At 48.5% G+C, this 24508-nt stretch carries 22 protein-coding genes and 2 pseudogenes; 4 read left to right on the forward strand and 20 right to left on the reverse strand.

Annotation, left to right across the window (positions count from 1 at the left end; all coding sequences use genetic code 11):
* Positions 1-24: 24 nt before the first annotated feature.
* The 3 genes and pseudogenes from BN1360_RS18340 to BN1360_RS18350 all read left to right on the forward strand — a co-directional run bounded on the left by BN1360_RS18340 (position 25) and on the right by BN1360_RS18350 (position 3761).
* Positions 25-1128: a DNA alkylation repair protein gene (locus tag BN1360_RS18340; RefSeq protein WP_068781288.1), complete on the forward strand. Its 1104-nt coding sequence runs from the start codon at positions 25-27 to the stop codon at positions 1126-1128.
* A gap of 884 nt (positions 1129-2012) precedes the next feature.
* Positions 2013-2304, forward strand: a pseudogene (locus BN1360_RS18345) (FGGY family carbohydrate kinase); the annotation flags it as partial.
* A 110-nt stretch (positions 2305-2414) separates the two neighbouring features.
* On the forward strand, positions 2415-3761 hold the full coding sequence (locus BN1360_RS18350) for a GntP family permease (protein ID WP_068781289.1): 1347 nt from the start codon (positions 2415-2417) through the stop codon (positions 3759-3761).
* A gap of 5 nt (positions 3762-3766) precedes the next feature.
* Here BN1360_RS18350 and BN1360_RS18355 read toward each other — a convergent pair whose 3' ends face one another.
* The 18 genes and pseudogenes from BN1360_RS18355 to BN1360_RS18435 form a co-directional block, all read right to left on the reverse strand.
* A complete protein-coding gene (locus BN1360_RS18355; RefSeq protein ID WP_068781290.1) occupies positions 3767-4198 on the reverse strand; it encodes a YciI family protein in 432 nt (143 codons plus the stop codon).
* Between the two features lie 45 nt (positions 4199-4243).
* Positions 4244-5509: an RNA polymerase sigma factor gene (locus BN1360_RS18360; RefSeq protein WP_179014836.1), complete on the reverse strand. Its 1266-nt coding sequence runs from the start codon at positions 5507-5509 to the stop codon at positions 4244-4246.
* Positions 5506-5940: a YciI family protein gene (locus BN1360_RS18365; protein WP_068781291.1), complete on the reverse strand. Its 435-nt coding sequence runs from the start codon at positions 5938-5940 to the stop codon at positions 5506-5508. Before BN1360_RS18365 ends, BN1360_RS18360 begins: the two co-directional genes overlap by 4 nt.
* Before the next feature lie 177 nt (positions 5941-6117).
* On the reverse strand, positions 6118-6930 hold the full coding sequence (locus tag BN1360_RS18370; protein ID WP_068781292.1) for an alpha/beta fold hydrolase: 813 nt from the start codon (positions 6928-6930) through the stop codon (positions 6118-6120).
* A gap of 34 nt (positions 6931-6964) precedes the next feature.
* Positions 6965-7531, reverse strand: coding sequence for a dihydrofolate reductase family protein (locus BN1360_RS18375; protein ID WP_068781293.1), 567 nt, complete (start codon positions 7529-7531; stop codon positions 6965-6967).
* Between the two features lie 355 nt (positions 7532-7886).
* On the reverse strand, positions 7887-8471 hold the full coding sequence (locus BN1360_RS18380; protein ID WP_069188382.1) for a pentapeptide repeat-containing protein: 585 nt from the start codon (positions 8469-8471) through the stop codon (positions 7887-7889).
* A gap of 34 nt (positions 8472-8505) precedes the next feature.
* Positions 8506-10596, reverse strand: a complete 2091-nt coding sequence (locus BN1360_RS18385) for a PrsW family glutamic-type intramembrane protease (RefSeq protein WP_082790116.1) — start codon at positions 10594-10596, stop codon at positions 8506-8508.
* 342 nt (positions 10597-10938) lie between these two features.
* Entirely contained in the window at positions 10939-12129 is a 1191-nt protein-coding gene (locus tag BN1360_RS18390; protein ID WP_068781295.1) for a macrolide family glycosyltransferase, read from the reverse strand.
* Between the two features lie 98 nt (positions 12130-12227).
* Positions 12228-12332: a DUF6254 family protein gene (locus tag BN1360_RS26020; RefSeq protein WP_015735743.1), complete on the reverse strand. Its 105-nt coding sequence runs from the start codon at positions 12330-12332 to the stop codon at positions 12228-12230.
* A 93-nt stretch (positions 12333-12425) separates the two neighbouring features.
* Positions 12426-13325, reverse strand: a complete 900-nt coding sequence (locus BN1360_RS18395) for a hypothetical protein (RefSeq protein WP_068781296.1) — start codon at positions 13323-13325, stop codon at positions 12426-12428.
* A gap of 96 nt (positions 13326-13421) precedes the next feature.
* Positions 13422-14300, reverse strand: coding sequence for a DMT family transporter (locus BN1360_RS18400; protein WP_068781297.1), 879 nt, complete (start codon positions 14298-14300; stop codon positions 13422-13424).
* A gap of 202 nt (positions 14301-14502) precedes the next feature.
* The gene (locus BN1360_RS18405) at positions 14503-15687 is read right to left on the reverse strand and encodes an aminotransferase class I/II-fold pyridoxal phosphate-dependent enzyme (RefSeq protein ID WP_068781298.1); all 1185 of its coding nucleotides are present in this window, start codon (positions 15685-15687) and stop codon (positions 14503-14505) included.
* Positions 15680-16618, reverse strand: a complete 939-nt coding sequence (locus BN1360_RS18410) for a D-alanine--D-alanine ligase (protein ID WP_068781299.1) — start codon at positions 16616-16618, stop codon at positions 15680-15682. Before BN1360_RS18410 ends, BN1360_RS18405 begins: the two co-directional genes overlap by 8 nt.
* Before the next feature lie 29 nt (positions 16619-16647).
* Entirely contained in the window at positions 16648-18138 is a 1491-nt protein-coding gene (locus BN1360_RS18415) for an aminotransferase-like domain-containing protein (protein WP_068781300.1), read from the reverse strand.
* Between the two features lie 182 nt (positions 18139-18320).
* The gene (locus BN1360_RS18420; RefSeq protein WP_068781301.1) at positions 18321-18851 is read right to left on the reverse strand and encodes a DinB family protein; all 531 of its coding nucleotides are present in this window, start codon (positions 18849-18851) and stop codon (positions 18321-18323) included.
* Positions 18852-18920: 69 nt separating this feature from the next.
* The gene (locus tag BN1360_RS18425; protein WP_068781302.1) at positions 18921-19868 is read right to left on the reverse strand and encodes a helix-turn-helix transcriptional regulator; all 948 of its coding nucleotides are present in this window, start codon (positions 19866-19868) and stop codon (positions 18921-18923) included.
* A 243-nt stretch (positions 19869-20111) separates the two neighbouring features.
* Positions 20112-21389, reverse strand: coding sequence for a DUF4179 domain-containing protein (locus BN1360_RS18430; protein ID WP_068781303.1), 1278 nt, complete (start codon positions 21387-21389; stop codon positions 20112-20114).
* Positions 21373-21919 (reverse strand): annotated as a pseudogene (locus BN1360_RS18435) (sigma-70 family RNA polymerase sigma factor). The gene BN1360_RS18430 and the pseudogene BN1360_RS18435 overlap by 17 nt, the downstream one beginning before the upstream one ends.
* Before the next feature lie 183 nt (positions 21920-22102).
* Between BN1360_RS18435 and BN1360_RS18440 the strand changes: the two are divergent.
* Positions 22103-22714: a nitroreductase family protein gene (locus BN1360_RS18440; protein ID WP_068781304.1), complete on the forward strand. Its 612-nt coding sequence runs from the start codon at positions 22103-22105 to the stop codon at positions 22712-22714.
* A 103-nt stretch (positions 22715-22817) separates the two neighbouring features.
* Here the strand turns inward: BN1360_RS18440 and BN1360_RS18445 are convergent, their stop codons facing one another.
* On the reverse strand, positions 22818-23231 hold the full coding sequence (locus BN1360_RS18445; protein WP_068781305.1) for a hypothetical protein: 414 nt from the start codon (positions 23229-23231) through the stop codon (positions 22818-22820).
* A 161-nt stretch (positions 23232-23392) separates the two neighbouring features.
* Positions 23393-24475 carry a winged helix DNA-binding domain-containing protein gene (locus tag BN1360_RS18450; protein ID WP_068781306.1) on the reverse strand — a complete coding sequence of 361 codons (1083 nt, stop codon included), beginning with the start codon at positions 24473-24475 and terminating at the stop codon, positions 23393-23395.
* Positions 24476-24508 lie beyond the last annotated feature (33 nt).

Genomic DNA, 24508 nt, shown 5'->3' on the forward strand with positions numbered 1-24508 from the left:
GCTTACGTTGAAGGAGGATATACATTGGCGGAATTATTAAAAGATATCTATAATGAAAAGTTTTTATTGGATTTTAGTAAAAAGGTGCAATCCGCTTATAGCGTTTTTGATGCTATGGCGTTTGTAACAGCGGTGATGGATGATATATGGGATACGCTTCCGCTTAAAGCCCGGACACGGCGGATTTCCGAGAAGCTAGGGCTGTATCTGCCCCATGATTATGCCGCCACGCTGGAGATTTTGCATGCCATTGCAGACAGCTGCATTGGTTTTCCCTATCTTTTCTTTCCGGACTTTGTAGAAGTATATGGTCGGGAGGAACAGCACTGGGAGCTCTCAATGAACGCATTAGAGAACTTTACGCAAAAATCGTCCGCCGAATTTGCCGTTCGAACCTTTATCCTGGCTGACCCTGAACGGGTTATGCGCCGGATGTCTTCATGGGCTGAGCACGCCAATGAGCATGTAAGACGGCTTGCCAGCGAAGGCTGCCGTCCGCGTCTTCCCTGGGGACAAGCCCTTCCGATATTTAAGAAGGACCCCGCTCCGGTATTGTCCATCCTTGAGCTGCTTAAGGCGGACCCTTCCCTATATGTACGCAAGAGCGTGGCTAATAACCTCAACGACATCTCCAAGGACAACCCCTCCCTGGTGCTTGAGACCGGACGCCGCTGGATCGGCTCGCACCCTGATACAGATTGGATCATACGGCATGGCTGCCGCACCCTGGTTCGCGGAGCGAATCCTGAAGCCATGAAGTTATTTGGCTATGCAAGCACTACAGAGGAAGCTCCGCTTGCCACGTCAGCTTCAATCTCTGTACAGCCGTTGTCTCTTAGGATTGGCGATAGCAGCGAAATACAATATAGCCTTGATGTCCGTGAAGGCGAATCCCTGCATATTCGGATCGAATACGGGATTTACTTCATTAAGGCAAACGGGAAACCGTCGCGCAAATTATTTCTGCTCTCCGATAAGACCCTATCCGGCGGTGTACATCTCACCGGGACAAGAAGCCATAGCTGGGCTAATTTGACCACACGACGCCATTATCCGGGTCCTCACAATCTTGTGCTTCTCGTAAATGGGGTCGAGGTCGCCGAGACTTCCCTGACGCTTCGTTCGTAAAGACAAAAGCATCCCCACCCTGATCGGTGGGGATGCTTTAATGAGTCTCTACACTAGTATTATTCTAGCAATATCTCTATAAAAAATTCTCCGTCTTACAAACACGCCTCTAATTCTAACACGAAGAATAAGAGAGAAAAGCCCTGCAAAGACAATAACGCCTTCTATGCGCCTGCCTGACCTGAGCACTACGATTACACGCCGGCCAAAATGCCGTCTAGCAAAACGACGAATCTCAAACAGAGTCAATATAATCACCTCCAAATATGAAGATGATGCTATTTTATGTGGAGCCATTGATTCTGATTGTGTGCTTAACTTGGATAAGACAAGTTTCATAAATTGACCTACTATTTATTGCTGTAAAGATGAGCTTATAAGCTCACCCCACAACCTTTAAGCTAACAATATATCCCCCACCCTCTCCGCATCCCAATCTAAACCTTCAAGTATGCTTGAAGGTTTAGATTCAATTTCAGAGCAAATCATTTTTCTATGATTTCAATAATAAAACGCTTGCATAATGAACTATCCAGAGTATAATACTTGTATACAAGTATACTTATAACGAAGAGATTGGTGAAGCCTTGACCGATTTATCCGTATTTATTTATCCTGAAAGGAGCTTGCAAATGCTTCTGCCCATCTGTTCCTAGCCTGCAAACTTTAAATATGCATGAGTTCCCGCAGTAAAGAAAGCGGTGCCATTTTGTGAAAAAAGAACTGCCGATTTTCATTTTCCGTCAGGTACTCCATTCTCTATCTGTGAAATCTAATGGTGCTGCCTATGAAAATATGATTCGGGATAATTTAAAATCTGTAATGGAAAACCTTATCTGATTGGTAGAGGCGCAAATGGTTAACTAAAGGAGTAAAACAACATCATGAGCAGCTACATGTTAGGTATAGATATTGGCACCACAAGCACCAAATCGGTCTTGTTCACCGTTCAAGGCGAAGTCGTTCAAACCGAAAATATAGGTTACCCCCTGTACCACCTGGGCGGATAATCGCAGTGAAGCATGGGCTCGGAAGATTAAAGAGGAACTGAACGGCCATGAAGTTTATAGACGTACAGGCACCCCGATCCACCCCATGTCCCCATTAAGCAAAATAACCTGGATCGTTCATGATCGGCCCGAAATCGCAACCAAAGTCAAAAAATATATAGGCATCAACCTGTCCAGAGTATTAACAGATGAATATACACGCATAACCGATTATTAGAGAAGTCTGATCCAGGACAACTCATCTAAACTAATCTAAAGCAGCAAGGGGATTTTACGATGCCATTAATTATTGTAGCCATTGGGATAGTCGCATTACTGATACTAATTATGTTCCTAAAATTAAACACCTTCGTATCGCTGATTATTGTATCTTTCGGGGTTTCATTAGCACTTGGCATTCCGCTGGATAACATAGTAACGACCATTGAGTCTGGATTAGGCGGAACCTTAGGCCACTTAGCGCTTATCTTTGGTCTTGGCGCCATGTTGGGCAAGCTGCTCTCCGATTCCGGCGGCGCTCAGCGGATCGCTATGACCCTGGTGAACAAATTCGGTGAGAAGAACATCCAATGGGCCGTTGTAACAGCCTCATTCATTATTGGTATTGCCCTATTTTTTGAAGTAGGTCTGGTATTATTAATTCCGATTATCTTTGCCATATCCAGAGAATTGAAAGTTTCTATTCTCTATCTTGGCATTCCGATGGGCGCAGCGCTGTCTGTGACGCACGGATTTCTGCCGCCGCATCCAGGACCAACTGCAATTGCGGGTGAACTCGGAGCGAACCTTGGCCATGTATTGCTATACGGATTAATCGTAGCTGTTCCAACGGTGATCATTGCTGGCCCCTTATTTACGAAGCTGGCTAAACGGTTGGTGCCCGAAGCATTTACAAAAACAGGGGATATACGCTCCCTGGGCGAACAGAAAGTATTTAAACTCGAAGACACACCCGGGTTTGGAATTAGTGTTTTTACCGCTTTGCTGCCCGTTATTCTTATGTCTATCGGTACATTTATTACTCTGCTGCAAAAAACGATAGGGTTTCAGGAAAATGCTCTTGTCAAAGGCATCGGATTTATCGGGAACGCGGATGTATCCATGCTGATATCCTTATTAGTTGCGATCTATACGATGGGATTGGCAAGAAAGATTCCAATCAAGCAGGTCATGGAATCTTGCTCCACCGCAATCTCCAATATCGGGATGATGCTCTTGATCATCGGTGGAGGCGGAGTCTTCAAGCAAGTATTAATTGATGGAGGCGTTGGCGACTACGTAGCAGAGTTATTCCAGGGAACCTCATTGTCGCCAATCCTGCTGGCCTGGATCATCGCTGCCATCTTGCGTATTTCCTTGGGCTCTGCTACGGTCGCCGCTTTAACGACTACCGGTCTGGTCCTCCCCATGTTAGGACAAACCGACGTGAACCTGGCTCTAGTCGTGCTTGCAACCGGGGCCGGCAGTGTTATTGCCTCGCACGTAAATGATGCCGGCTTCTGGATGTTCAAGGAATACTTTGGCTTAAGCATGAAGGAGACCTTTGCCACCTGGACCCTGCTTGAGACGATTATATCCGTAGCTGGCTTAGGCGTTATCCTATTGTTAAGCCTGGTCATCTAATGCGGCTATAATTTTCTTAACATCTGCAGATAACCCTGCAAGTCAGCCTCCAAGGCATGTATGCCGGGCTCTGATAGAGAATCTGCGTTCTCATGGAGGCTTCTTAGCTCGATTGTACTCCCCAGGCCCGTTGGAATCGGCATGCGAATTGCCCATTCCAGGGCCTCTTCTTCTGTTTGAACATCGATCACTACGAATTCGGCCACAAGTTCTTGATCTACTGGAAAAGGGCCCGCTTGGATCTTTGGCTGCCCTCCCTCCGGCGGATAACATATCCTGATGCCTCTGGAACTGGGGGTAAGCTCTTCGGCAGTCAGAAGCGCCCCGGCTTCAACCAAAGATCGCTTATATGCCTTCATGGCATCGACAAACTCCTGACTGTAATGAATCCCCGTCTCCGAGAATCCATTTGCTTTTACTATAAGCATAAATCGCATATGGGGGGTTCTCCCTTCGACCTCATGATCATCATGATCTATAGATTATTGATATGTCCCCGATTCACAATCAGCTGCCCGTTGAAGCAGCAGCTCGCGCTCACGGGCATTCCGCGTCATCGATGCCGCGCGTCCGAATTCTGACCGTGCTTCATCATACCTTCCCAGCTTTGCCAGCAAATCGGCACGAACGCTGGGGAGCAAGTGGTACCCTTTTAAGGCAGGCTCCTTGTTCAGCTCGTCAACGAGCTGCAGTCCGAAGGCGGGACCAAAGGCCATCGATATCGCGACCGCCCGGTTCAATTCGACGATCGGCGAGGGCGTTAACCGGGCAAGCGCTTCGTAAAGCGCCGCGATACGGATCCAATCCGTCTCAGCTGGGGAACGCGCCGCGGCATGGCAAGCAGATATGGCTGCTTGCAAAGCGTAAGGGCCGAGCGGCCTTCCTAGCCTACGGCTACGCTCTAACGCCGTTATGCCGCGGCGAATTAGCAGTTGATCCCACTTTGCGCGATTTTGATCCATAAGCAGGATCGGTTCTCCCTTCGCATTAATCCTGGTCTTTAGACGCGAAGCTTGAATCTCCATCAACGCTACCAGTCCGTGAACTTCCGGTTCATATGGCGCAATCTCAGCCAGTATCCTTCCCAGCCTGAGCGCTTCCTGACATAGCAAAGGCCGAATCCAATGCTCCCCGGAAGTCGCGGAATACCCCTCATTGAACATTAAATAAATAACTTCAAGTACCGCGGCCATACGCTGATCCAGTTCCTCCCCTTCAGGCACTTCAAAAGGGACCTTCTCGGCGCTAAGCGTTCTCTTCGCCCGAACTATCCGCTGAGCAACCGTAGACTCTGCTACCAGGAAAGAGCGGGCAATTTCATCGGTGGTCAGACCGCATAACAGACGAAGCGTCAGCGCTACCCGGGCATCCTGGGAGAGTACCGGATGGCATGTCATAAAGATCAGACGAAGGAGATCATCACTGATCTCGCCATCCAAAGCTTGATCCACCTCATCTTCTGTATATAAAGGAGCTGTGCGGCCAATCTCACCGTATTTCTGATCGCGCAGCTTGCTCCGGCGCATAAAATCAATGGCGCGACGCTTCGCGGTTGTCATCAGCCATCCGCCCGGATTGTCCGGAATGCCGGTCTCCGGCCAGCGTTCAAGGGCAATAAGCAGCGCGTCCTGGGCCAGATCTTCCGCGAGGGCCACATCCCTCACCATTCGTGTCAGCCCTGCAATAAGCTTCGCCGATTCCATCCGCCATATCGCATCAATGGTTCGATGTGTCTGGACTGAGCTCACGCGTTCTTCTGCTCCTCAACCTGCCTGCGAAGCGCGGCTTCTTTGGCCAGTGTATCGGGATTGTCCATCAATTCCTCGACTTCGAACACCTGCCTAAGCTCAATCTCCCCTTGTCCCAACCCATGTGGATCCGGCATGCGCAGCGCCCATTCGACCGCTTCTTCCCTCGATTTAACCTCGATCAGCGTATATCCGGCGATGAGCTCCTTGGACTCCGTAAACGGACCGTCCACCAATTTCGGTTTGCCCCCCGGCTCCGGGTAAGCAATCCGGATTGCGCTTGAGCTAGGCATTAGTCCGTCGGCGGCCAGCAGCACACCGGCCTTCACCAATTCTTCGTTATATTTCTGCATCGCATCAATAAGCTCTTGACTGGGCATAACCCCGGCCTCCGAATCGGTTGTTGCTTTTACAATCAACATAAATCTCATAAGTCGATCTCTCCTTAGTTAGATGGATTCACTTACAGTTGAAGAGCTTCCACAGGCAATTTTGCAGTGAAAGCTGAGACTCAGCCGCAAGCAAGCAGCGAATTGAGTACAGCTCATGGTCATGCGCCAATATACAAGCGCGCCTCGGCCAAACCTGAAATCATGAGCAGGGTGTGATTACGATTTAGTGCTAAAGAATGCTTCGAGCTCGGATGAAACCTGCTTGGTATTGAGCTTTTTCGTGTGACCGAGGCCTTTTTTGCTCAGCAATCTTGCATTCGGGAGTACATCCGCTAATGCTTGGGCCGCATGCCGCAGTGCCACCGGGCTCTCGGTACCTTCCATGACCAGCGTTGGCATCTTAACGGCATCCCACAATTTTGCAGGAAGAGCCTTGCCATCCATATATCCATCGAGCAGGGCCGCATCGTAAGGCAGAGTGTGAGCAAGCGATGTCAGATTAGACCATACGCCGGGCATGACCCGCATCATGCTAACAACCCATGAAGGCGCCCCCATTCCCCGGGTCATAAAATATTTGACCGTCTCGCCTCGCCGATTCGCAGACATCAGGGCGGATACTTGTCTGGCAAAGTCTTGCGGCGGCTTATGTCCGGCATTATCAACGACAAAGGGAGGTTCATGAAGGATTAGCTTCTGAATATTCGCCCCTCTCGCCGCAGCCTGCAGAGCTAAAATGGCTCCGGATGATAAGCCCCACACATAAGCGGAGCCCCCCGCTTCGTCAATCATCGCCTGCAGATCTTCAATCTCACGCTCAATCGAATAGGTTGATGCATCTCCGCTGTCGCCGCGCCCGCGGCGATCGTAATTGAAAACGGTAAAATTGGCTGATAACAGATTGGCCATTTGCACCTGTCCGGGAAATTTACGGTAGCTAAATGCTCCCCCTACAAATATTAGCGACGGTCCTTGACCAACACGATCATAAGCAATGGATGTGCCATCTTTTGAAATTACTGAATACATCGTACATTCTCCTTTTCATATCTATCTCTAATCTCTATTTCTCCGGCTCGTAGGTAGAAATCACAACCCCTGATTTCAATGTCTTAACCTCGATGAGACGCATTGACGCTCTCTCATTTCCTTCTCTGAACAATCGTTGCCCGTCGCCTAAGATCACCGGGTGAACCCAGAGTCGATATTCATCAATGAGCTGATGCTTCATCAGCGTCTGAGCAAGATCACCGCTGCCAACGACGAGCAAATCTCCGCTTAATTGCTGCTTGAGCTTGACGGCTTCTTCAGCCGCTTCACCAAGAAGGATTGAAGTATTCCACTCCGCCTGGCTTAAGCTTCTCGACATAACGAACTTCGCCATTTGGTTCATCCGCTCAGCCAGCCCTCGCATACCAGTCGCCAATGGCCAGGAGGCCGCGAAACCCTCGTATGTTTTGCGGCCGAGCAAAAGCGCTTCCACCGCATGGGCCTGTTCAACAATCCGTTCCAGGTGCTCCTCGCCTACATACGGCATCTGCCAGCCGCCATATTCGTATTCATTCGGATCGCCTGGCGCCTGCATAACGCCATCCAATGATACGAATTGCTGCATTATGATTTTTCCCATAACCTGATTCTCCGTCCTTCCTTGTCATAAGGTTGTTTTCCAAGCGTCGCGCGCATTCGGATGTTCTTCATCCGCGCCTCGCTGAACTCGCTGTTATATAGACAACGAACGACGATAGAGAGAATCGACATGGCATCAGAAAATTTTTCAATTATTTTTTTAGATTGCTTACACCTCTTCAGAAGCAGACAAACAGATCATCATTGCAACTAGTATAAAAACGAAAAGGTTAGCTTAGGACACGCGCAGAAATGAAAATTGAGGAGGTCCGTGCCGGCAAAAAGAACATGCCAAGAAGTCCGCATAAGCCTAACCAGCTCCTATACGGACTTTTGTTGTCGGAATGCCATTGATTTTACCCTCTTCCCTGTTCCAAGAGCCACTGGTGTACCGCTTCCCCCTCCAGCCTCACGGGCTCCGCTGCTGTCCCGATGATAACATAATTGGCGGATACCTCATCAAGCCCTCTTGCCGCTTTGAAGTCAGTTCCGCAGAGCAGCGCTCCATCAAGAATAGCACCCGATAAATCAGCAGCAGCAAAATTAGCGTGACTTAAGTTAGCCTTTCGAAATGAGGCCCGGCGCAAATCGGCCGCAAACAAATCAGCTGAGCTAAGATCCGCCTCTTCAAAGGACGCCTTGATCGCGATGCTATTTTTCAAAACGGCTTCTTTCAAGGAGGCAAAATCAAATACGGCTTTGCTGATTAAGCTATCCGATAGATCCGCGCCATCGAAGGAGGTACTCAAAAAATAGCCATCGCTCATGTCGTTATTTGTTAATATGGCCCGGTTCAAATTGGATTCCACAATTAACGAACAGCTTAGATTTAATCCCCTCATCTCAATTCCGCTCATTTCGGCATGTTCAATTTCTAATTTTTCACCATTTTTACCATCTGAGATTGCCCATTCGTTATGTTTCAAAAAAAGGTTGTTCATATCCATGCTAACCCTCCTTCCGGGACTTTTTCCGTTATGGCCACCATAGCACTTTATCACTTAAACCTAATCGATGAAGTTGAACACGTACCTCTTCGATATGCTCCGGGTACATTTTCGTTGTATCGATAATTACATTTTCGCCCGTGGATAGCGATTTTTCAATGTCAGAGATCGCCTTATCCAGCGAGTATCCCTTGGGAGCGTACTTAGAGTGCCATCCTTTCACATCCCATTTGACGCCATTTCCATCAATAAACTCTGCCCCGGCCGGATTGGGATCCCTGCGAATAGGACCCGGCAAATCTCCTCGGGCCTCCAGCTCCAGTCCGGCCTGTCTTTCGATTTTTGACTTCCCGTTTATTTTAAAATTTTTGGCGGGATCTTTAGCTAAATTCTCGTAATCATCAACGGTTCTATGAAAATAATGCCCTTGATCTCCGTATTTGTCCATCAGGTCTTGATAATAATCCGGAGCAGTCTCTCTGATGTGGTCCAATTCGGCTTTTGACAGCCTTGGGGGCTTGGGCTCAGGAGCACTGACCCCTGGCTTCCGGGAACCCAACTTATCCAGAAGCTTGCGCCCATAATGGCGCGCTTTCCGTCCCGCCCACTTCAGCGCTCTGCCGAACGGAATCCGGCTTAATACAATCCCTATCGCGACGGATAGCGCATTTTCGGGAGTGAGCAGCCTCTTCGGATGACGGATATAGCCGGCAATCTCATGACCGCTCCCGGCGATGCCCCAACCTGTCATAACAATACCAAACGCGGGCCAAAATCCGACGAACAGCAGCGATAAAGCAAGAGCGCCGAGCAGAATGGCCCCCTGTTGGTACCCGTCGAGGCGATCCCACCAGTTCTGCAGCGAATCAAACATACAGGCGAAGCAGGACGCTTCCCCTCCTCCGGCATAGGCCCCGATGCCGGCAAACCAACCAACCCCGAGCAGAATCAGCGCAAGTCCGGTCAGGACCCGGTAAAGCGCTTTGACCCTGGCATCTATAGGCTCCCGTCTGCTGGCCGCTTCGTTGTTTCCATAGAGCATAACGAATCCAAGCTCTCTGCGCTCACGATAAAAGCCCAGCCAATACATGAATTTCCCACGCTCAACCAAAAAAGAGCGACTCATATTCCACAGCTCGGTAAACGGATTAAGGAACCGTTCATTCGGCAATAAAGGCAGCCGTTTTCGTATTTGGTTCAACGTCCAGTAATCGGCAACTAGCGAAACAATCAGCATCAGCAGGAATACAGGCTGAGTCTTATATCCGCTGCCGGTCCAGTCATGAAGCTTGAGCACCCATCCGGGCAATTCATACTGACCGTTATACGCCGCGTGATCGAGGATGGACCATAGCAGAATGATGGCCGGGAACAAAAAAATCCATTTCGTCAGCCTTGATCGCAGCCTGTAAGCGATGCCACACGCCAATGCGATCATAGCGGTATGTACAGGATGACCCACGGTCATCACCGTTGGAAATATACTTTCCTCGAAACGACCGGGAAACAGCGAGAACAAATCCCAGTGAATCGTCTTGCCGCCCAGCAAGGTATAGCCGTAGCCGAATGTGCCAGGATTCAGCCACCTCCGGGTTAGCTCCTCGATCAGTTGGAAGCCTACGCCCGTCGCGGCACCCATCAGCGTGTAATCGCTGAAGCTCAAGGCTGAAGCCCGGCGCGAGAACAACAGGAAGGCGGCCAAAGGAAGCAGCTTCCACAGCTCTTCGAAGATGGGCGTTACGACGGCTACAGACCAAGTGTCGGAAGTTCTTCCGTTGAAGATCAGGTGGAAGGTATTAACCGTTAGCGTTGTAAAAGGCACGACCAGAAAAACGCCGGCCAGCACAAACGGGATGATTTGTTTCCAGGGCAGCGTCTTGCTCCGGCACAGAAGCCAAAATTGCAAGAGCACATAGAATGACCATAAATATTGCACCAGCATCGTGCGTGATTCTTTAAAGAAGAACAAGCTTAACACAAAGGCGATTAGCGATATCCAGGAAATTATCGTGTACACCGTTCTAATGAACGGAAACCTCTCGATCCATGAGCGGCAAATGCAAATGATATTTTCCAGAAAATCCCGGACTCCGGTTCGGATGGACCAGATCATATTCATGGGACACCTCCTATGAAATCCGTTAATGACTGTTCTTGTTCTGATTCAGAACCTCTATATTCATGTCACCTTATGCAGTAGAGAAAAATCTTATCCGAGCAGACTAGTATAATGTCGTTTCCTCCATGTTCCGTAGCATTTGGAATTCCTAATTTCTATTGTGGATAATCATACCTTACAAACCGATCATTTACACTCAAAAATGGATAAAAAAATAAATATTAGACTTTATTCCCATACCGATCGAACCAGGAATAGGCCTATGAAACTGACAGGGGATTTTACTTAAGGGCTGCAAAAAAAATCTCCCCAACGAGTTGGGAAGACAGGTGTTCTCAGCATTTACCTTATATGATTGAAAATCTCATCCACCGCCTGACGATACCCACCGGAAGATCGCAGAGAATCCTGCATTTTTGCAGCGGCTATCCGGAAAGAGGTTTCGTTCAGCACATGATCTGCCGCTTCGCGGAGTTGGTCTGCTGTCAAGGATGGCATTTGCAAGGTGATGCCCGCTCCAATATGGGCGACTTGCTCGGCAATCAAGGGCTGATCCGCACTAAGGGGGAGAACGATAAGCGGAACGCCATAATAGAGGCCCTCATGGGCACTATTCATCCCGCCATGGGTAATGAACAATTTCACATTTTGAAGTACATCCGTTTGTGGAACATAATTTTTCACGATAAGATTCTCGGGGATATTTCCCAGATCAGAGACCTGAACTCGATCCCCTACAGACAAAATGATCTTATGCTGCGTATCCTTGAAGGCCGCGAAACAGAGCTGATAGAACTCCACGGCTTGATTAAAGACAGTTCCCAAGGAGATGTAAATGGAGCCATTCTGCTTAAGCTCTGTATAGTCAAAGCTGTCTGGATTGAACCGTGCAGAGATGGAGGGTCCAACAAATTTATAGGATGAATCAAATGCTCCCGCCTCAGGCTGGAACTCTCTCGTTGTATATACAAGCGTGAGTGGAGCGGGATTACAATATACTTCGTAAGGCGAAGGACTCTCTACTCCATATTGATCCTTCACCATCTTCGCCAGGCTATAAAATTTATCTTTGATCGGTCCGGCAATCTCTGCGGGAGCTTCGGTCATAAACGATTGCAGCGTCTGATTGACGGAGGCTTCGGTCTCGGCAAAAGTAGTGCACGAGCTAATAGCCGGCAGCTTAAGAATTTGCGCGAGGAGCCGTCCACAGCCGAACATGGAATCATGAATGATATAATCAAAGTGCTCTCCCTTAATTTGTTCAAGGACGCTCGGGATAACAATATCGGCCGTAAGCAAAAGCCCGTTGATCCTTTCGAGCAAATAATTTCTGCCGCCGGAGATAAAAGCCTTAATAAACCTCTGATCGTCAAAGGTTCGCACTGTCGCCCCCGTCTTCTCCATCCGTTCCCGAAAAGCCTCGATACAGAAGTACACGACCTCTTCGCCGCGTGATATTAGCTCCTGCACTACTCCGATCGTGGGGTTAATATGTCCCTCTGACCCAGCATTAATAAATAACACACGCGCCATATGTATCACTCCCTTTAAACTCTTGTAGAAACATTATTGCATAAAAAGACCGCCGGAGAAATTTCCGACAGTCTTTGTCAGGCATGAAGTATACTCTCCTATTCGCTGGACAATTCCTTTAACGACTTGATCTTGCCATGAGGGTGCTGTTCTTGCTTTCGAGACTTCCAGGCAGCTTCTTTCCTTCTTTTCTGGTGAGCCATAGCACATATCCTCCTCTGGAAAATGAGATGTATACCACTACCTTAGGTTGCCATTCCTGGGGGATATCATTCAGACGACAGCTGCCTGTATGACTAACTATTTAATCTCTGCTGGAGGATGGATATCAGCTCTTCCGCGGAGTTCCAGATCATTGGACGGATCTCTTGTATTTTTACGTTGAGGGTATCCGCATCGCGACTGTTCATACTCCAAATTACCGGGATGCTCAGCCCAAGGGCGTACCCCGCTGCAAAATATACTTCAGGGGATTGTCCCGTTGCATCCGCGATAATCAATTTACTGTCCGCTATAAGCTCCAGGGAGTACTTTTCGCCATGAGGCGTTGTTGCCGTTGCATGTGTAAGCAATCGCGGCAGATAACCATATTGCTCGACAATCGGTAATATTCTTCCCTGCCATTCCTGGCTCAAATCCCCATCATTCGCGATAAGGATCGTGCATGGCTTCAGCTTCTTGCCCCCGGCACTTGCCGCCGCTTCGCGCCAGCCTTGCTCCGTAAGTTGAAAGCTCGTTCCTTCTCTAATGATAAGCTGCTCGTTCCTTAATTTATCAATAATATATACGAGCTCTTGCAGATTAGGGGAATAGGTCAGATTATAATTGCTGGAGAGCGGATGAATGACCACGGATTCCCCTGCACGATCCGAATGCCTATATAAATATTGCAGAAGGCGGATCCCTTTGTCTTCTATTGTCACAGGAATCGTCGGCGTATTCACAATCGTCTCCAGATCATTGGCCGATAATACGACTGCTTCATCGCGATCCGTTTGCTCGCGGAGATAGGCCGATATGATATGAAGCATGCTGCGCTTCTTGGGGTGTGGCAACGAATTAATCGATTCGTAGCTGTCTCTATGCAAGCTATAGGACCCGTCCGGTGAACAGGAACAGCCTAAATATTGATCATAATCGCCTTCCGGTTTAGTCGGTACAATCTCATCGCAGAACAAACAGCGTTTCTTTATCATAAGAATTCATCACCTCTTATCCATTTGCTATTCTCTACCATACCAAGATTTCAAATAAAAATGGACAAGAAAAATCTTCCTTATGATAGCAAGGTGTTATTTGAGCGTTCGCGATTTGCTGCTGGATAGATACAAGCCGATAAACACCAGCAGCCCCCCGGAAATCTGAATAAATGTAATCGGTTGACCCAAAATCAGGCCGATGATTGCCGTGAATACCGTTATCAAATACATAAAAATCCCGGCTCGCCCCGGTCCCATCTGGCGTATTCCAATATTCCAGAAGACAAAGGCGCCAACAGAAGGAAACAACCCCATATAGATAATGCCAACCAATGCCTGGGAACTATGAGGAATCTGCAGACCGGTATACAGCACAAAAGGGAGCAGGATAATAAGCGCAATCAATACCGACACGGCGGTAGCCGATATCGGAGGAATGGATAGGATTTTCTTGCCAAGAATCGAATAAAAGGTCCAGACCAGGATCGCCAGAATCATAAGCAAATCCCCAGTATTATATTCAAGTCTAAATATTTGCAGCACTTGTCCTTTGGTCAGAACAAGCAGTACACCACACAAAGACACGAGCAGACCCAGTTTATTCTTAAAAGGGATCTTCTCTTTCAAAATAAGCGCCGAGAATAAAGCGATCAATACCGGATTTACAGCATTAACAAGCGAGGCGTTGAGCGACGAAGTATAGCGAAGCGCTTCATACAGCAAATAGTTGTAAGCAATAATGCCGGTAAGCGACATGACGAGGAGTATTTTCCAACGGGACCAGACATCCCTCCAATTTGGCTGCTCAATCCACTGAGCAATCGGAAAGAGTAAAATCACCGCGATCGACCATCTTGAAAAAGTCATTTGCAAGGGGGTCAGCTCCGCAACTACATATTTGCCAAATATATAATTCCCGGCCCAGAAAATATTCGCCAGCACCAGAAATAATATCACAGTATGTTTCTTCATTATCCGTCACCTCTTGAACCAATGCTCAGTCAAAAACATGATCACTTTATCATATGAAAGAAGGAAGTAATATCAAATATATCATTGACTCAAGATACCCTACACTCCGCCAGCCGCCTGGCTCACAAGCAATCTCCAAACAAAAAACAGATCACTTAATGGTGCAGCTTCCCCATCCAGTGATCTGTTTTATTTCATTGCCTCAAACCGGCTGCAAAACCTGTACGAAGCGTCCCAGCCTCTCCAACGCTTGTTCTAACTCAGCGAGCGAGGTAGCATAGGAGCAGCGGATAAAGCCCTCTCCTCCCGATCCGAATACATGACCTGGCACTACCGCAACCTTCGCTTCCTTCAATAGCCGTAAAGCAAATTGCTCCGATGACATTCCTGTAGAGCTGATAGAAGGGAAGGCATAAAATGCGCCTTCAGGTTCATGACAGGTTAACCCGATCGCATTTAATCCCGCCACAAACAGCTTGCGACGTTCATTGTAGCTCGCCATCATCTCATCTTTGGCAGCCAGGCCATAACGCAATGATTCGAAAGCTGCAATCTGTGCTATTGTTGGAGCACACATGGCGGTATACTGATGGATTTTCAGCATGCCGGCTATCAGCTCACGCGGGCCGCAAGCATAACCGACACGCCAGCCTGTCATCGCGAATGCCTTGGAGAAGCCGCTAATCACGATCGTACGCTCCTTCATCCCCGGCAAGGCTGCAAGGCTTGCATGCTTCCTCCCATAGGTCAGCTCGGCATACACTTCATCCGAAATAACAACCAGATTATGCTCGATCACAAGTTCCGCAATCGGCTGCCAATCCTCTTTGTTCATAACTGCTCCGGTCGGATTACTCGGATAATTAAGCATCAAAACTTTAGAATGGGGCGTAATCGCCGCCCGCAATGCTTGTGCCGTCAGCTTGAACTTCTCCTCTGGCTTCGTTATCACCTCAACAACTTTACCGCCATGCAGATGGGTGATGGGTTCATAGGCTACATAGCTTGGCGCCGGAATCAGCACTTCATCTCCCGGATCAAGCACGGCCCGCAGTGCCAGATCCACAGCCTCACTGCTCCCGACCGTCACGAAGATCTCATCACAGGGGTCATAGGAAAGCGCAAAGCTGTTAGCTAAATAAGAGGAGAGTTCCTCCCGCAGCTCCATCAAGCCGGCGTTGGAGGTATATTTGGTCTTCCCTTCACGCAAGGCCTGAATGCAGGCCTCGCGCACCTTTTCTGGTGTAACGAAATCCGGTTCCCCCACTCCAAGAGCGATTGTATCTCCACCCGCCGTATTCAGATCAAAGAAAGCGCGGATTCCTGATGGCCGAATCTCCCGTACGCTGGAGGACAAAAATGGCCCTGCATTCTTCTCGTTATACATGCTGCAGCTTCCCCCATTCCTCTTCCCGCTCCCGAAGCGAGCAGGAAATAATACGATCCAGCAGCTGTGTGAAGGTCATTCCTGCCGCTGCCGCGCTCTTGGGCAGCAGGCTGCCAGCAGTCATTCCCGGCAAAGTATTCACTTCCAGTACATAAGGGATATCCTGACACAAGATCATATCGACCCGGGCATAAACTTTGCATTGCAGCAGCTGATAGCTGGCAAGCGCCGCCTCGCGCACACGCTGATGGGTAGCTGGAGGAAGCTCGATCACCTTCTCCTCAGCAGCGCCAGTCTCATATTTTGCCGTGTAGTCGAACCACTCCGAATGGGCGGAGCGAATACCGATTATCGGCAGCAGCTCCCCATCGATAATCGAGCAGGTAATCTCCATGCCATGAATATACGGTTCAATCAAGATCGTCTGATCCAAAGCGCAGGACTCCTGAACAGCCTTCAGCAGTTCGGTCTCATGATGCACGAGCTGGATGCCGATGCTTGATCCCCCCGTGTTTGGCTTCACAATCACCGGATAACCCAACCGTTCTACCGCCCGTGGATTATAGTCCTCCATTCCCTGCCAGCAAAGACCTGTCGGCGTATTTATGCCCGCTGCCGCAAGCAGCATCTTGGATAGCCGCTTATTCATGCAGAGACTGCTTGCCAGAATGCCGCTGCCTGTATACGGAATTCCCAGCGTTTCCAGCGCTCCTTGTACCGTGCCGTCCTCGCCATATTGACCATGCAGAGCCAGCAGCGCGAGATCTATTTCAGCCTGCTGTACCTGCCCAATCAAATCCGCACGCTGATCAATCACCATAGGGACCGCCTCATAACGGCTAGGGTCCAAATGACGGATCATCTCCTGACCTGTCCGGAGCGAAACCTCACGCTCGGAGGAAACACCGCCCATAATCACACCAATCTTCATCATGACACCTCATTTGTCTGTAGTTATCGTTATGCCTTAAGAAGGTCTCGAACCTGCTCGCCGATAATCTGAATCCCCAGCGCGATATGCTCATCCGAGACTCGTGAGAATCCAAGCCGCAACGTATTTGTTCCTTCGTCCTCTGCGATAAAAAATCGGTCTCCCGGTGTAAAAATAACCCCCTGCGCCGTACAGGCTTCCAGCAATTCGTGCGTGTCTACGCTTGCCGGGAAGGTAAGGAACAAATGCAAGCCTCCGTCGCCAGACAGCTGCGCCTCAGGAAGATATGCTTCACAGCAGGCCTTCGTCAGCTCGTATTTGCGCTTATATTCCGTTCGGGCTTTTTTGACATATTTATCGAAATTCCCGTTCAGCAAATATTGATACAGGATCGATTGATCGATCGTTGATGTATGAATCGTACGCGCTCGCTTAATGCTCTCCAGATTGTCAATCAGCGCCCGGTCGGCAAGCACCCAACCAACCCGCAAGCCCGGGAACAGCACCTTGGAGAAGCTGCCGATATAGATCACGCCATTCCCTTGCCCTGCTGTCGCAATAATCGGTGCGATATGCGCTCCTGAGTAGCGCAGCTCCTCATTAAATCCATCCTCAATCACCGGAATCTGATAACGCATCATTAACTTTACAACAGCACTGCGCTTGGCTGCCGACATCACGATCCCGGTTGGATTGTGATAGGAAGGCGTCAGATATGCCAGATCATAGCAGTTCGTCTGCTTTTGCAGCTCCTGCTCAAGCTGTTCCACATCAATACCGTCCCGTTCCATCGGAATGCCGGTAATCTCAAACCCCTGCAGCTTCAAATTTTTGATGGCGGTATGATGGGTCGGATTTTCGCAAATCGCTGCTCCGCGGCGTCCGGAAGGACGCAGTGCAGACAGGACAATGTCGAAGCCCTCGGTAAAACCGCTTGTAATCAACATATCCTTGCCGCTGATATCGACGCCTTTATTCTCCATATAACGCATCAGATAATCGATCAGTGGCTTATACCCTTTGGCGTAACCGTAGTTCAGCAGCACCTGCCCTTCGATAGCCATCCGATCCATAAAAGCTCGCTTCACATCTCCGAGATCGAATAAATGCTCATCCGGAGCGATGCTGGTGAACGAGATCGTCCCTTTCTGGGCGCGGATGCCTTGCTTCATCATATCCAGTTCGACCGCTGCCCCGGCATATTCGTTCATTCTCCCCTTCCAGTCAATCTGCCAGGCGGAGGAAGCAGCAGAATCACCGTGGTCTCCGGCCAGTCTCGTTACCATTGCTGCTACATAGCTGCCCTTCCCGGGAAGAGCATACGTATATCCGTCATCCTCCAGCCCTTCATAGGCGGCAATGACTGTATTGCGGCTCACTTTGAGCAATTCGCTCATTTCTCTTGTAGAAGGCAGCTTCTGATCCGCCTGAAGCGCCCCTTTTATAATTAAACGTTTGACGTATTCTTTCACTTGTATCGCGACCGGACGGTCGTCAACGAGCTTGAAATCCTGGAACACTCTTCATCGCCCCCTTCTGTAATTCTGGCATAGGATGCGCAAGAAAAAAAGAACCACCCTGCAGGATTTTTCATCCTTTGGTGGTTCCCCTGTATTTCAGGCCAGATTTGCCCTTTTCATTATAAAAGGGTTGACTACATAGTTAACATGGTTAATAAACTTACAAACCGGACATGATTCGTTCAAAGCTCCTTTTTCAAACGTTCCAACTGCAAGAAGTGATGGCGATAATGCATTTCAACCAGTAAGAACCACTCTATGGCGGTTAACGCACCGAATCTGGGATGAGCGATTTTGTGCTCTTGCGATGCCTGACTCAAAGCGGGTTCCGTTCGTCTCATCCTTTCTACTACACCGGATAACCCTTCCCTCAATTGTGCCTTGCTTACCGGCTGCTGCGGGGTATATTGCGGCGAAGCCGGAACCCGGATCCGAATCGGCGGAAAGCCTCCTTGCTCGAATATGCTTCTGCCTTGCTCCGTTTTTTCATCCTCGGGGGCCAAGGTGTCATTCCCTTCAGCCAAACATTGCTCGACATGTTGTAAATGCATAAATTGCGCCGATTGAATCAAATGCAGGTACATTTGGCCGATGGACCATTCCTCTTCATTCGTTTTTTGAAGCAGCTGCTCCCATTCAAGGTTGTCCAGTTCGGATAAATATCGCTCTACGGCTGCTTCAAATTCCTGTAATGCTTCCTTTGTACTTTTCATCAAGTAAACAACTCCTCATCAATCTCAGATATATATCCAATATAAAAAAACGCTGCTGACATCTGTATGTCAGTAGCGTTTTAGTATTTTTTCGGCCTCTTTCCGGATCCTGTTCCGAAGCGTTGCTGGCTCCAGAACCTCGACATCACCACCCCAGCCGAGAATATAAGGCAGCAGCTCTTCGGGATGTCTAACGCGAAAGGTGACCAGAAGATAATCCTGCTCCGTCTCCATCGCTTCCATATAATAATTCCCGGTCTCAACAATTTTGTCGGCAATATCAGAATTCACCCGAACCAGTATCCACAAATTGCGGTCGTCCGGCTGGCGGTAACGGCTCAGATCAAACCCGGGCAGCATGGAAAAGCGCTCATCCGACACCGTAAGCTCGGTCATCCGCGACAACCGGAAATGGCGGATATCCTGTCGTAGATCACAGTATGCAATCAGCATCCAGTTTCCCTGAACAAACACCAGTCCGTATGGATCAACCTCTCGCCTGCTTTCACGTTTACCGTCTGAAGCTGATATCTTTTTCAGGTACGTAAAACTTAATTTGCGATGTTCCAGAATTGCGCGTCGTACTTGTCCAAGATAATTCTTCTCCTTCCGCCCCATTACCGATTCTCCAACACGAAGAAGGCGCATCGCTTCCCGTACACGCTCTGATTCGCCGCGCACCTGCTCTGGCAGAACCGCTTCGATCTTGCGCCTGGCCGCCTTGGCAGCACTGACGTATTCGCCATCCAGCTTCTGCTCGACAAAATCCGCTCCCATCAGCAGGGCTACAGACTCTTGCGCCGTAAAACCAACAGGTGGCAAAAAGTACCCTTCCATTAGAGAATATCCCTGCCCGGGAGCTCCGATGATCGGGACACCGGCTTCGCTAAGCGCTTGAATATCACGATATATCGTCCGCACGCTCGTCTCAAATTGAGCCGCCAGATCCTCCGCCCTGACCACGTTACTCCGTTGCAGTTCAAGCGTAATGGCAAGTTGCCGTTCGGTTTTGTTCATGTTAGCTTCCCTCTATCTCTTGTGCATTTATCATTTCCGCCGTTCTGTCCAACAGCTCCCCCACGGCTGCACCGTATAATCGGCTTTTGATGCGGTTGGATCATCTATTCACCATACCGACATCTTTATGCTTAATTCTCATCGTTCGCTTTGATTATAACGCATACCCGTGGGGGACAACATATGCCATACGGCGCAAGCATGTGATTCCTATTTTCATATCTTTATTTATCTATATACATGTCATTTTCTGCGATCTACTGGGATCGAGATTTTCTTATTGTAGGTTTTTATATATTGATATCCGTCGCAAATGAGTGATTCCGGTTTATCCTCCGTGTCAAATGAATACGTCTGCTCCCACAGAATATTGCCGTTATTCAGGTTCCAGGGACGTTCCGCGGAGATTGATGCTACAGGCACTGTCTTTCCCCCCGCTTGGATGGCTAAACTGTCCGTATCCAGGAAAGTAAACTGTCTTCTGGCAATAACGATATCATAACCTGTTTTGGTCTTAGCGACGCTCCGAATCCACAGCTTCTCATCCCCCACCTTCATAGATCGATCGGATGGCGAGGTCAGCGAGATGGGCTGATTGATTTTATGGTACCCTTCAAAATTTTCAAGTACAAGCTCAAGGGATTGAATCTGGTCCGTAGGAAACGGATCAAATTGAAGCGAAAAGTCGGGATTATGCGCCTCTGCCCTCGTCCTCCCAACCTCTATTCCATTCACATAAAGCTTGGTTTCTCCAGAAAACCTCGGATACTCTTCAAGATCATAATGCCCTTTAACAATAGTCGAGGTAGGCGAAGCCGTAATATAGTCATAGTGAATCGTGCCTTTATCAACCGCAATGGATTCGGACAGCTTTTCTTTAATCATACTCTTCATCGCCTTATTTGCCTCAAAATCGAAGGAGAGGGAATAGGATACCTTCTCCCCATTGTCCAGCCACTCGTTAAATACAAGGGTTAACGTTCGAGCAAACGGGCTCACGGGTTCGAATTCACTTTCCCCGATGAACTGGCTCTTGTCTTTACCGGGAGACCCGCCTCCGCCAAGCGACTTGGACTGAGTCAGGAACCCTTGCACCCGAACAAAGCTATAACGTAAGAAATCTTCGTCAGTATATTCAGTTCCTGCCGGTCGGTCGATCGTATAATACATGCGAAATACATTATCGTCCGCAATCAGTCCATTAATGGTAAGAACAGTGCCATCATTAAGCGTTAGGCTTTTATCCACCTTTTGACCATATCCCTGCTCCATCACCTCGGCAAAGCTAAGAGAGTTTAAGCTAACTTTGTTAAAATAATAAGCCAGGGCAGGATACTCATAAGCTCCGACCACTAAAATTAGCGCTGCCACAGCTGAAGAAATCCATACCACCGTTTTATTTACTTTTCTTTGTTTTACGGGAACTTGCTGCAATGCATTGCGAAGTCTCCCCTCCAGATCTGATGGAGCTTGTAACTGATTCTGTTTGTATTCCTCGAATTTCTTATCGACCGTTCTCATAACGATCCACCTCCGATCACAATCTCCAGCTTTTGAATTCCTTGCGAGATTCTCGATTTAATAGTTCCAAGCGGTGCGCCGGTTATATCCGCAATCGTCTGATACGGTAGGTCATGCACATAACGAAGCTCAATCGCTTCACGCTGCTGTGCATTAAGATGGGATAGCAATACCTGCATATTCATCTCGGACTCGGTATCACGATAGGGATTATCGTCTGTTAATGCAGCAAATAAGGGTCCCTTATCATCCTCTAGTGGAACAAATCGATTCTGTTTACGAAGTAATGTTTTGCAGCGATTCACGAGGATGGTTTTACTCCAGCTGTAAAAGGCTTCCCTTTTCTTCAACTGATCGATCTTTTCATACAGGGTCACAATCATATCTTCCATTGCATCCATCGCGTCATGCTCGTTCCCCATGTAGGCATAGGCAAGGCGATAATAAGCGTCCTTATCGGCCAGGATGAGTTGTAATAAGGCCTCCTTATTGCCTTTTTGGGCTTGTTTGACAAGATGATTCACTTTCATGCTCACTCCCCTTTTCATGGATAAGAGGCCATTAAGGTAATAAAAGTTCATTTTATACGAAAATATTTTTTTCGTACTATGTTTTTGCTTTGCAAAACCGATAGAGTTCGAAAGGTAATTTGATAAGCTTAAGTAAGTCACATATACTGGAAAAGTAAATTACCTTTGGAAGGAGATATTCAGATGAGCAATGTACAAACCATCATTAATGAAATTTCAGCGGAGGTGCAGGCTACACGCGTCTCCGAGTATCCGGTCAGCCCTCTCTTTCTGAATCGCTGGTCAACGCGCGCTTTTTCAACTCGTGAAGTGAGCGATCAAGATCTATATACGGTGTTGGATGCCGCACACTGGGCACCCTCTTCTTTTAATGATCAGCCATGGCGCTTTATCTTCGCCAAAACGGAGGAGCAGCGCAGCGTATTCCATCAATTCATCAATGAATTCAATTTAACCTGGGTATCGACCGCCCCGGTTCTGATTGTGGTTGCTTCCGATACACAAAGAGACAATGGCGATCCAAACGGCGCTCATGCCTTCGATGCGGGTGCGGCCTGGGCTTCGATGGCGATTCAGGCGACCATGCTGGGTATGGTTACTCACGCCCTGGGAGGCATCGATCGCAATAAAGCCAGACAAATGCTGAATATCCCGGAAAGCTTCGAGATTCATGCCCTTATCGCTCTTGGATACCATGGGGATAAATCCTTACTGCCCGAAGCCGTTCAGCAGCGTGAAGTGCCCAACAGCCGCCGCCCGCTGCATGAGCTTGTGTACGAAGGGAAAATCGAATAGCAACCCCTCTACGCCCAACAAAAAAGCTGGCCTATTGGCCAGCTTTATCATTTTTCCGCAAAATAAAAAGCAAATCAGATTAATTAACGGCTATCCCCAGGCTTTATTTGGCTTCATTGTCGTCTACGGGTTGAATCGTACCTACAAATATCCATCCCGGTTCCCAGCCGCGTTCTTTGTGAAGTTGATCTTTAACCGCTTGCTTCACATACGCCTTATGGCTTACTTGAACGACTATACTTCCTGTTCTGGTATTTTTATCGCGGCCATGGTACGTGTAATTGGCTTTGAAAGCCATATCCTTAACAGGGACTTCCCCGGCACTGCTGACCGTCGTGCCATCATCGGATAATCGTAAATCAAGAACCTTCTCGAATACTGATTGCGCAACTTTAATCTGATGATGGAGAAATTCCTTATCGGAAGGATCTTCAAGCTCTCCTCGTAATTTTAGCAAGAAATGCTGAATACTTTGCATGATCAATGCAGACTCTTCATTGGATAAATTTTCTTGCATATGACGCACGCTCCTTAGCCTCTAGTAATCGAACGGTTTGGAATCACTTGCTAAATAATATTCTATGCTTCCCCCAGCAACTCCTCTTATACCTGTCCGTTTTTCTGCCAGAATTCTGCTGCTGTCAGCGGTGAGTCCAATGCTCCATTCAAGGCCGGCTGTTATTCCTTAAAAGATGTCAAAGCTAAAGGAAGATTCATAAATGCACAATAGCGCTCTGCGGCCATAGTGATCTCCTCTGCTCTATCTGCCAATGGAATAAATAAATCAAATTCGATATCTATCCCTTTATTCTTGATAGCTCGTTTCCATATACCCACGATTTGACCATCGATGACGATGGTTGGCATAAATACTCCGTTGTTACCGGGGATCGTACGGGAGGCGAATTCAGCTTTTAAAACCGCACTGCGATCCTTATAGCCAAGCTGATACTCGTCATATCCCGGAAGCAGATAAACACCCGGTTCAGCATCCCTTGACCCGACCAGAACAGGCTCGCCCCACCAGTATTCGTGGCCGTTTATTTTCTCCGAAACTAGGCGGGATTTTGCCGCTTCAATCCCCTGTCGGGCATGGGAGAGCGTGATACCGGCCCACCAGGCAAAATCCTGGACCGTAGCTGGACCGTGCCCGGTAAAATAACGTTCAGCCAGGATACCTATCGCTTCATCCATAGATCGTTTTTGGGCATTCGGCGCCCACTCATCCAGCAATACAAAAGTTTGAAGCTTCCCTTCCTTTGGCCCGTGACAGATCAAACCAGATTGGGCGATATACCATAACAGGTGATACCCGCGCTGGTTTTTCGTACTGATCCCATCCTCCTCCAGCAATTGCATAAGCTCGGGCCGAGATTGCCGCTTGTTCCCGTGCAGCGCATCATAGATTATTGTGCTGGCATGTTGAATAATCTCCTGATTCAGCTCCAATTGCTCCAGCCTTCGATGATCCTGCGCCAGGGTACGCGAAGCCAACAGCTCCAACATCCACTTTACATCTTCCGCAGGCACAAAATGCAGCGTACCCCGCATCATCCAGGTCAATACGATTTTATGGTCGGCCATGTTTTGCTCGACGTCCGCAACGGTACCGGATTGCATGCGCAATCCAATCGCCCATAAAGCCTGATGATAATCCTGTGCCTGCATAGCACCCAGATGTCTTACAACCTGCTCGGGCTTATCCCGCTTCCCGCCAGCAATAAGCTGGTTGAATAGACGCCGATCCACCACATTTTGCATTGCCGCTGGCCCCCTATAAAATCCATAGATATT

The sequence above is a fragment of the Paenibacillus sp. GM2 genome, assembly GCF_900069005.2.
GTDB lineage: Bacteria > Bacillota > Bacilli > Paenibacillales > Paenibacillaceae > Fontibacillus.

What these genes read in the sequence shown, in the direction of transcription:
- BN1360_RS18410 (WP_068781299.1), bottom strand. Translation starts at nt 16,618, where the DNA reads ATGAAGATTGGTGTGATTATGGGCGGTGTTTCCTCCGAGCGTGAGGTT.
- BN1360_RS18350 (WP_068781289.1), top strand. Translation starts at nt 2,415, where the DNA reads ATGCCATTAATTATTGTAGCCATTGGGATAGTCGCATTACTGATACTA.
- BN1360_RS18445 (WP_068781305.1), bottom strand. Translation starts at nt 23,231, where the DNA reads ATGCAAGAAAATTTATCCAATGAAGAGTCTGCATTGATCATGCAAAGT.
- BN1360_RS18390 (WP_068781295.1), bottom strand. Translation starts at nt 12,129, where the DNA reads ATGGCGCGTGTGTTATTTATTAATGCTGGGTCAGAGGGACATATTAAC.
- BN1360_RS18420 (WP_068781301.1), bottom strand. Translation starts at nt 18,851, where the DNA reads ATGAAAAGTACAAAGGAAGCATTACAGGAATTTGAAGCAGCCGTAGAG.
- BN1360_RS18400 (WP_068781297.1), bottom strand. Translation starts at nt 14,300, where the DNA reads ATGAAGAAACATACTGTGATATTATTTCTGGTGCTGGCGAATATTTTC.
- BN1360_RS18440 (WP_068781304.1), top strand. Translation starts at nt 22,103, where the DNA reads ATGAGCAATGTACAAACCATCATTAATGAAATTTCAGCGGAGGTGCAG.
- BN1360_RS18430 (WP_068781303.1), bottom strand. Translation starts at nt 21,389, where the DNA reads ATGAGAACGGTCGATAAGAAATTCGAGGAATACAAACAGAATCAGTTA.
- BN1360_RS18385 (WP_082790116.1), bottom strand. Translation starts at nt 10,596, where the DNA reads ATGAATATGATCTGGTCCATCCGAACCGGAGTCCGGGATTTTCTGGAA.
- BN1360_RS26020 (WP_015735743.1), bottom strand. Translation starts at nt 12,332, where the DNA reads ATGGCTCACCAGAAAAGAAGGAAAGAAGCTGCCTGGAAGTCTCGAAAG.
- BN1360_RS18450 (WP_068781306.1), bottom strand. Translation starts at nt 24,475, where the DNA reads ATGCAAAATGTGGTGGATCGGCGTCTATTCAACCAGCTTATTGCTGGC.
- BN1360_RS18355 (WP_068781290.1), bottom strand. Translation starts at nt 4,198, where the DNA reads ATGCGATTTATGCTTATAGTAAAAGCAAATGGATTCTCGGAGACGGGG.
- BN1360_RS18365 (WP_068781291.1), bottom strand. Translation starts at nt 5,940, where the DNA reads ATGAGATTTATGTTGATTGTAAAAGCAACAACCGATTCGGAGGCCGGG.
- BN1360_RS18405 (WP_068781298.1), bottom strand. Translation starts at nt 15,687, where the DNA reads ATGTATAACGAGAAGAATGCAGGGCCATTTTTGTCCTCCAGCGTACGG.
- BN1360_RS18375 (WP_068781293.1), bottom strand. Translation starts at nt 7,531, where the DNA reads ATGGGAAAAATCATAATGCAGCAATTCGTATCATTGGATGGCGTTATG.
- BN1360_RS18370 (WP_068781292.1), bottom strand. Translation starts at nt 6,930, where the DNA reads ATGTATTCAGTAATTTCAAAAGATGGCACATCCATTGCTTATGATCGT.
- BN1360_RS18395 (WP_068781296.1), bottom strand. Translation starts at nt 13,325, where the DNA reads ATGATAAAGAAACGCTGTTTGTTCTGCGATGAGATTGTACCGACTAAA.
- BN1360_RS18380 (WP_069188382.1), bottom strand. Translation starts at nt 8,471, where the DNA reads ATGAACAACCTTTTTTTGAAACATAACGAATGGGCAATCTCAGATGGT.
- BN1360_RS18425 (WP_068781302.1), bottom strand. Translation starts at nt 19,868, where the DNA reads ATGAACAAAACCGAACGGCAACTTGCCATTACGCTTGAACTGCAACGG.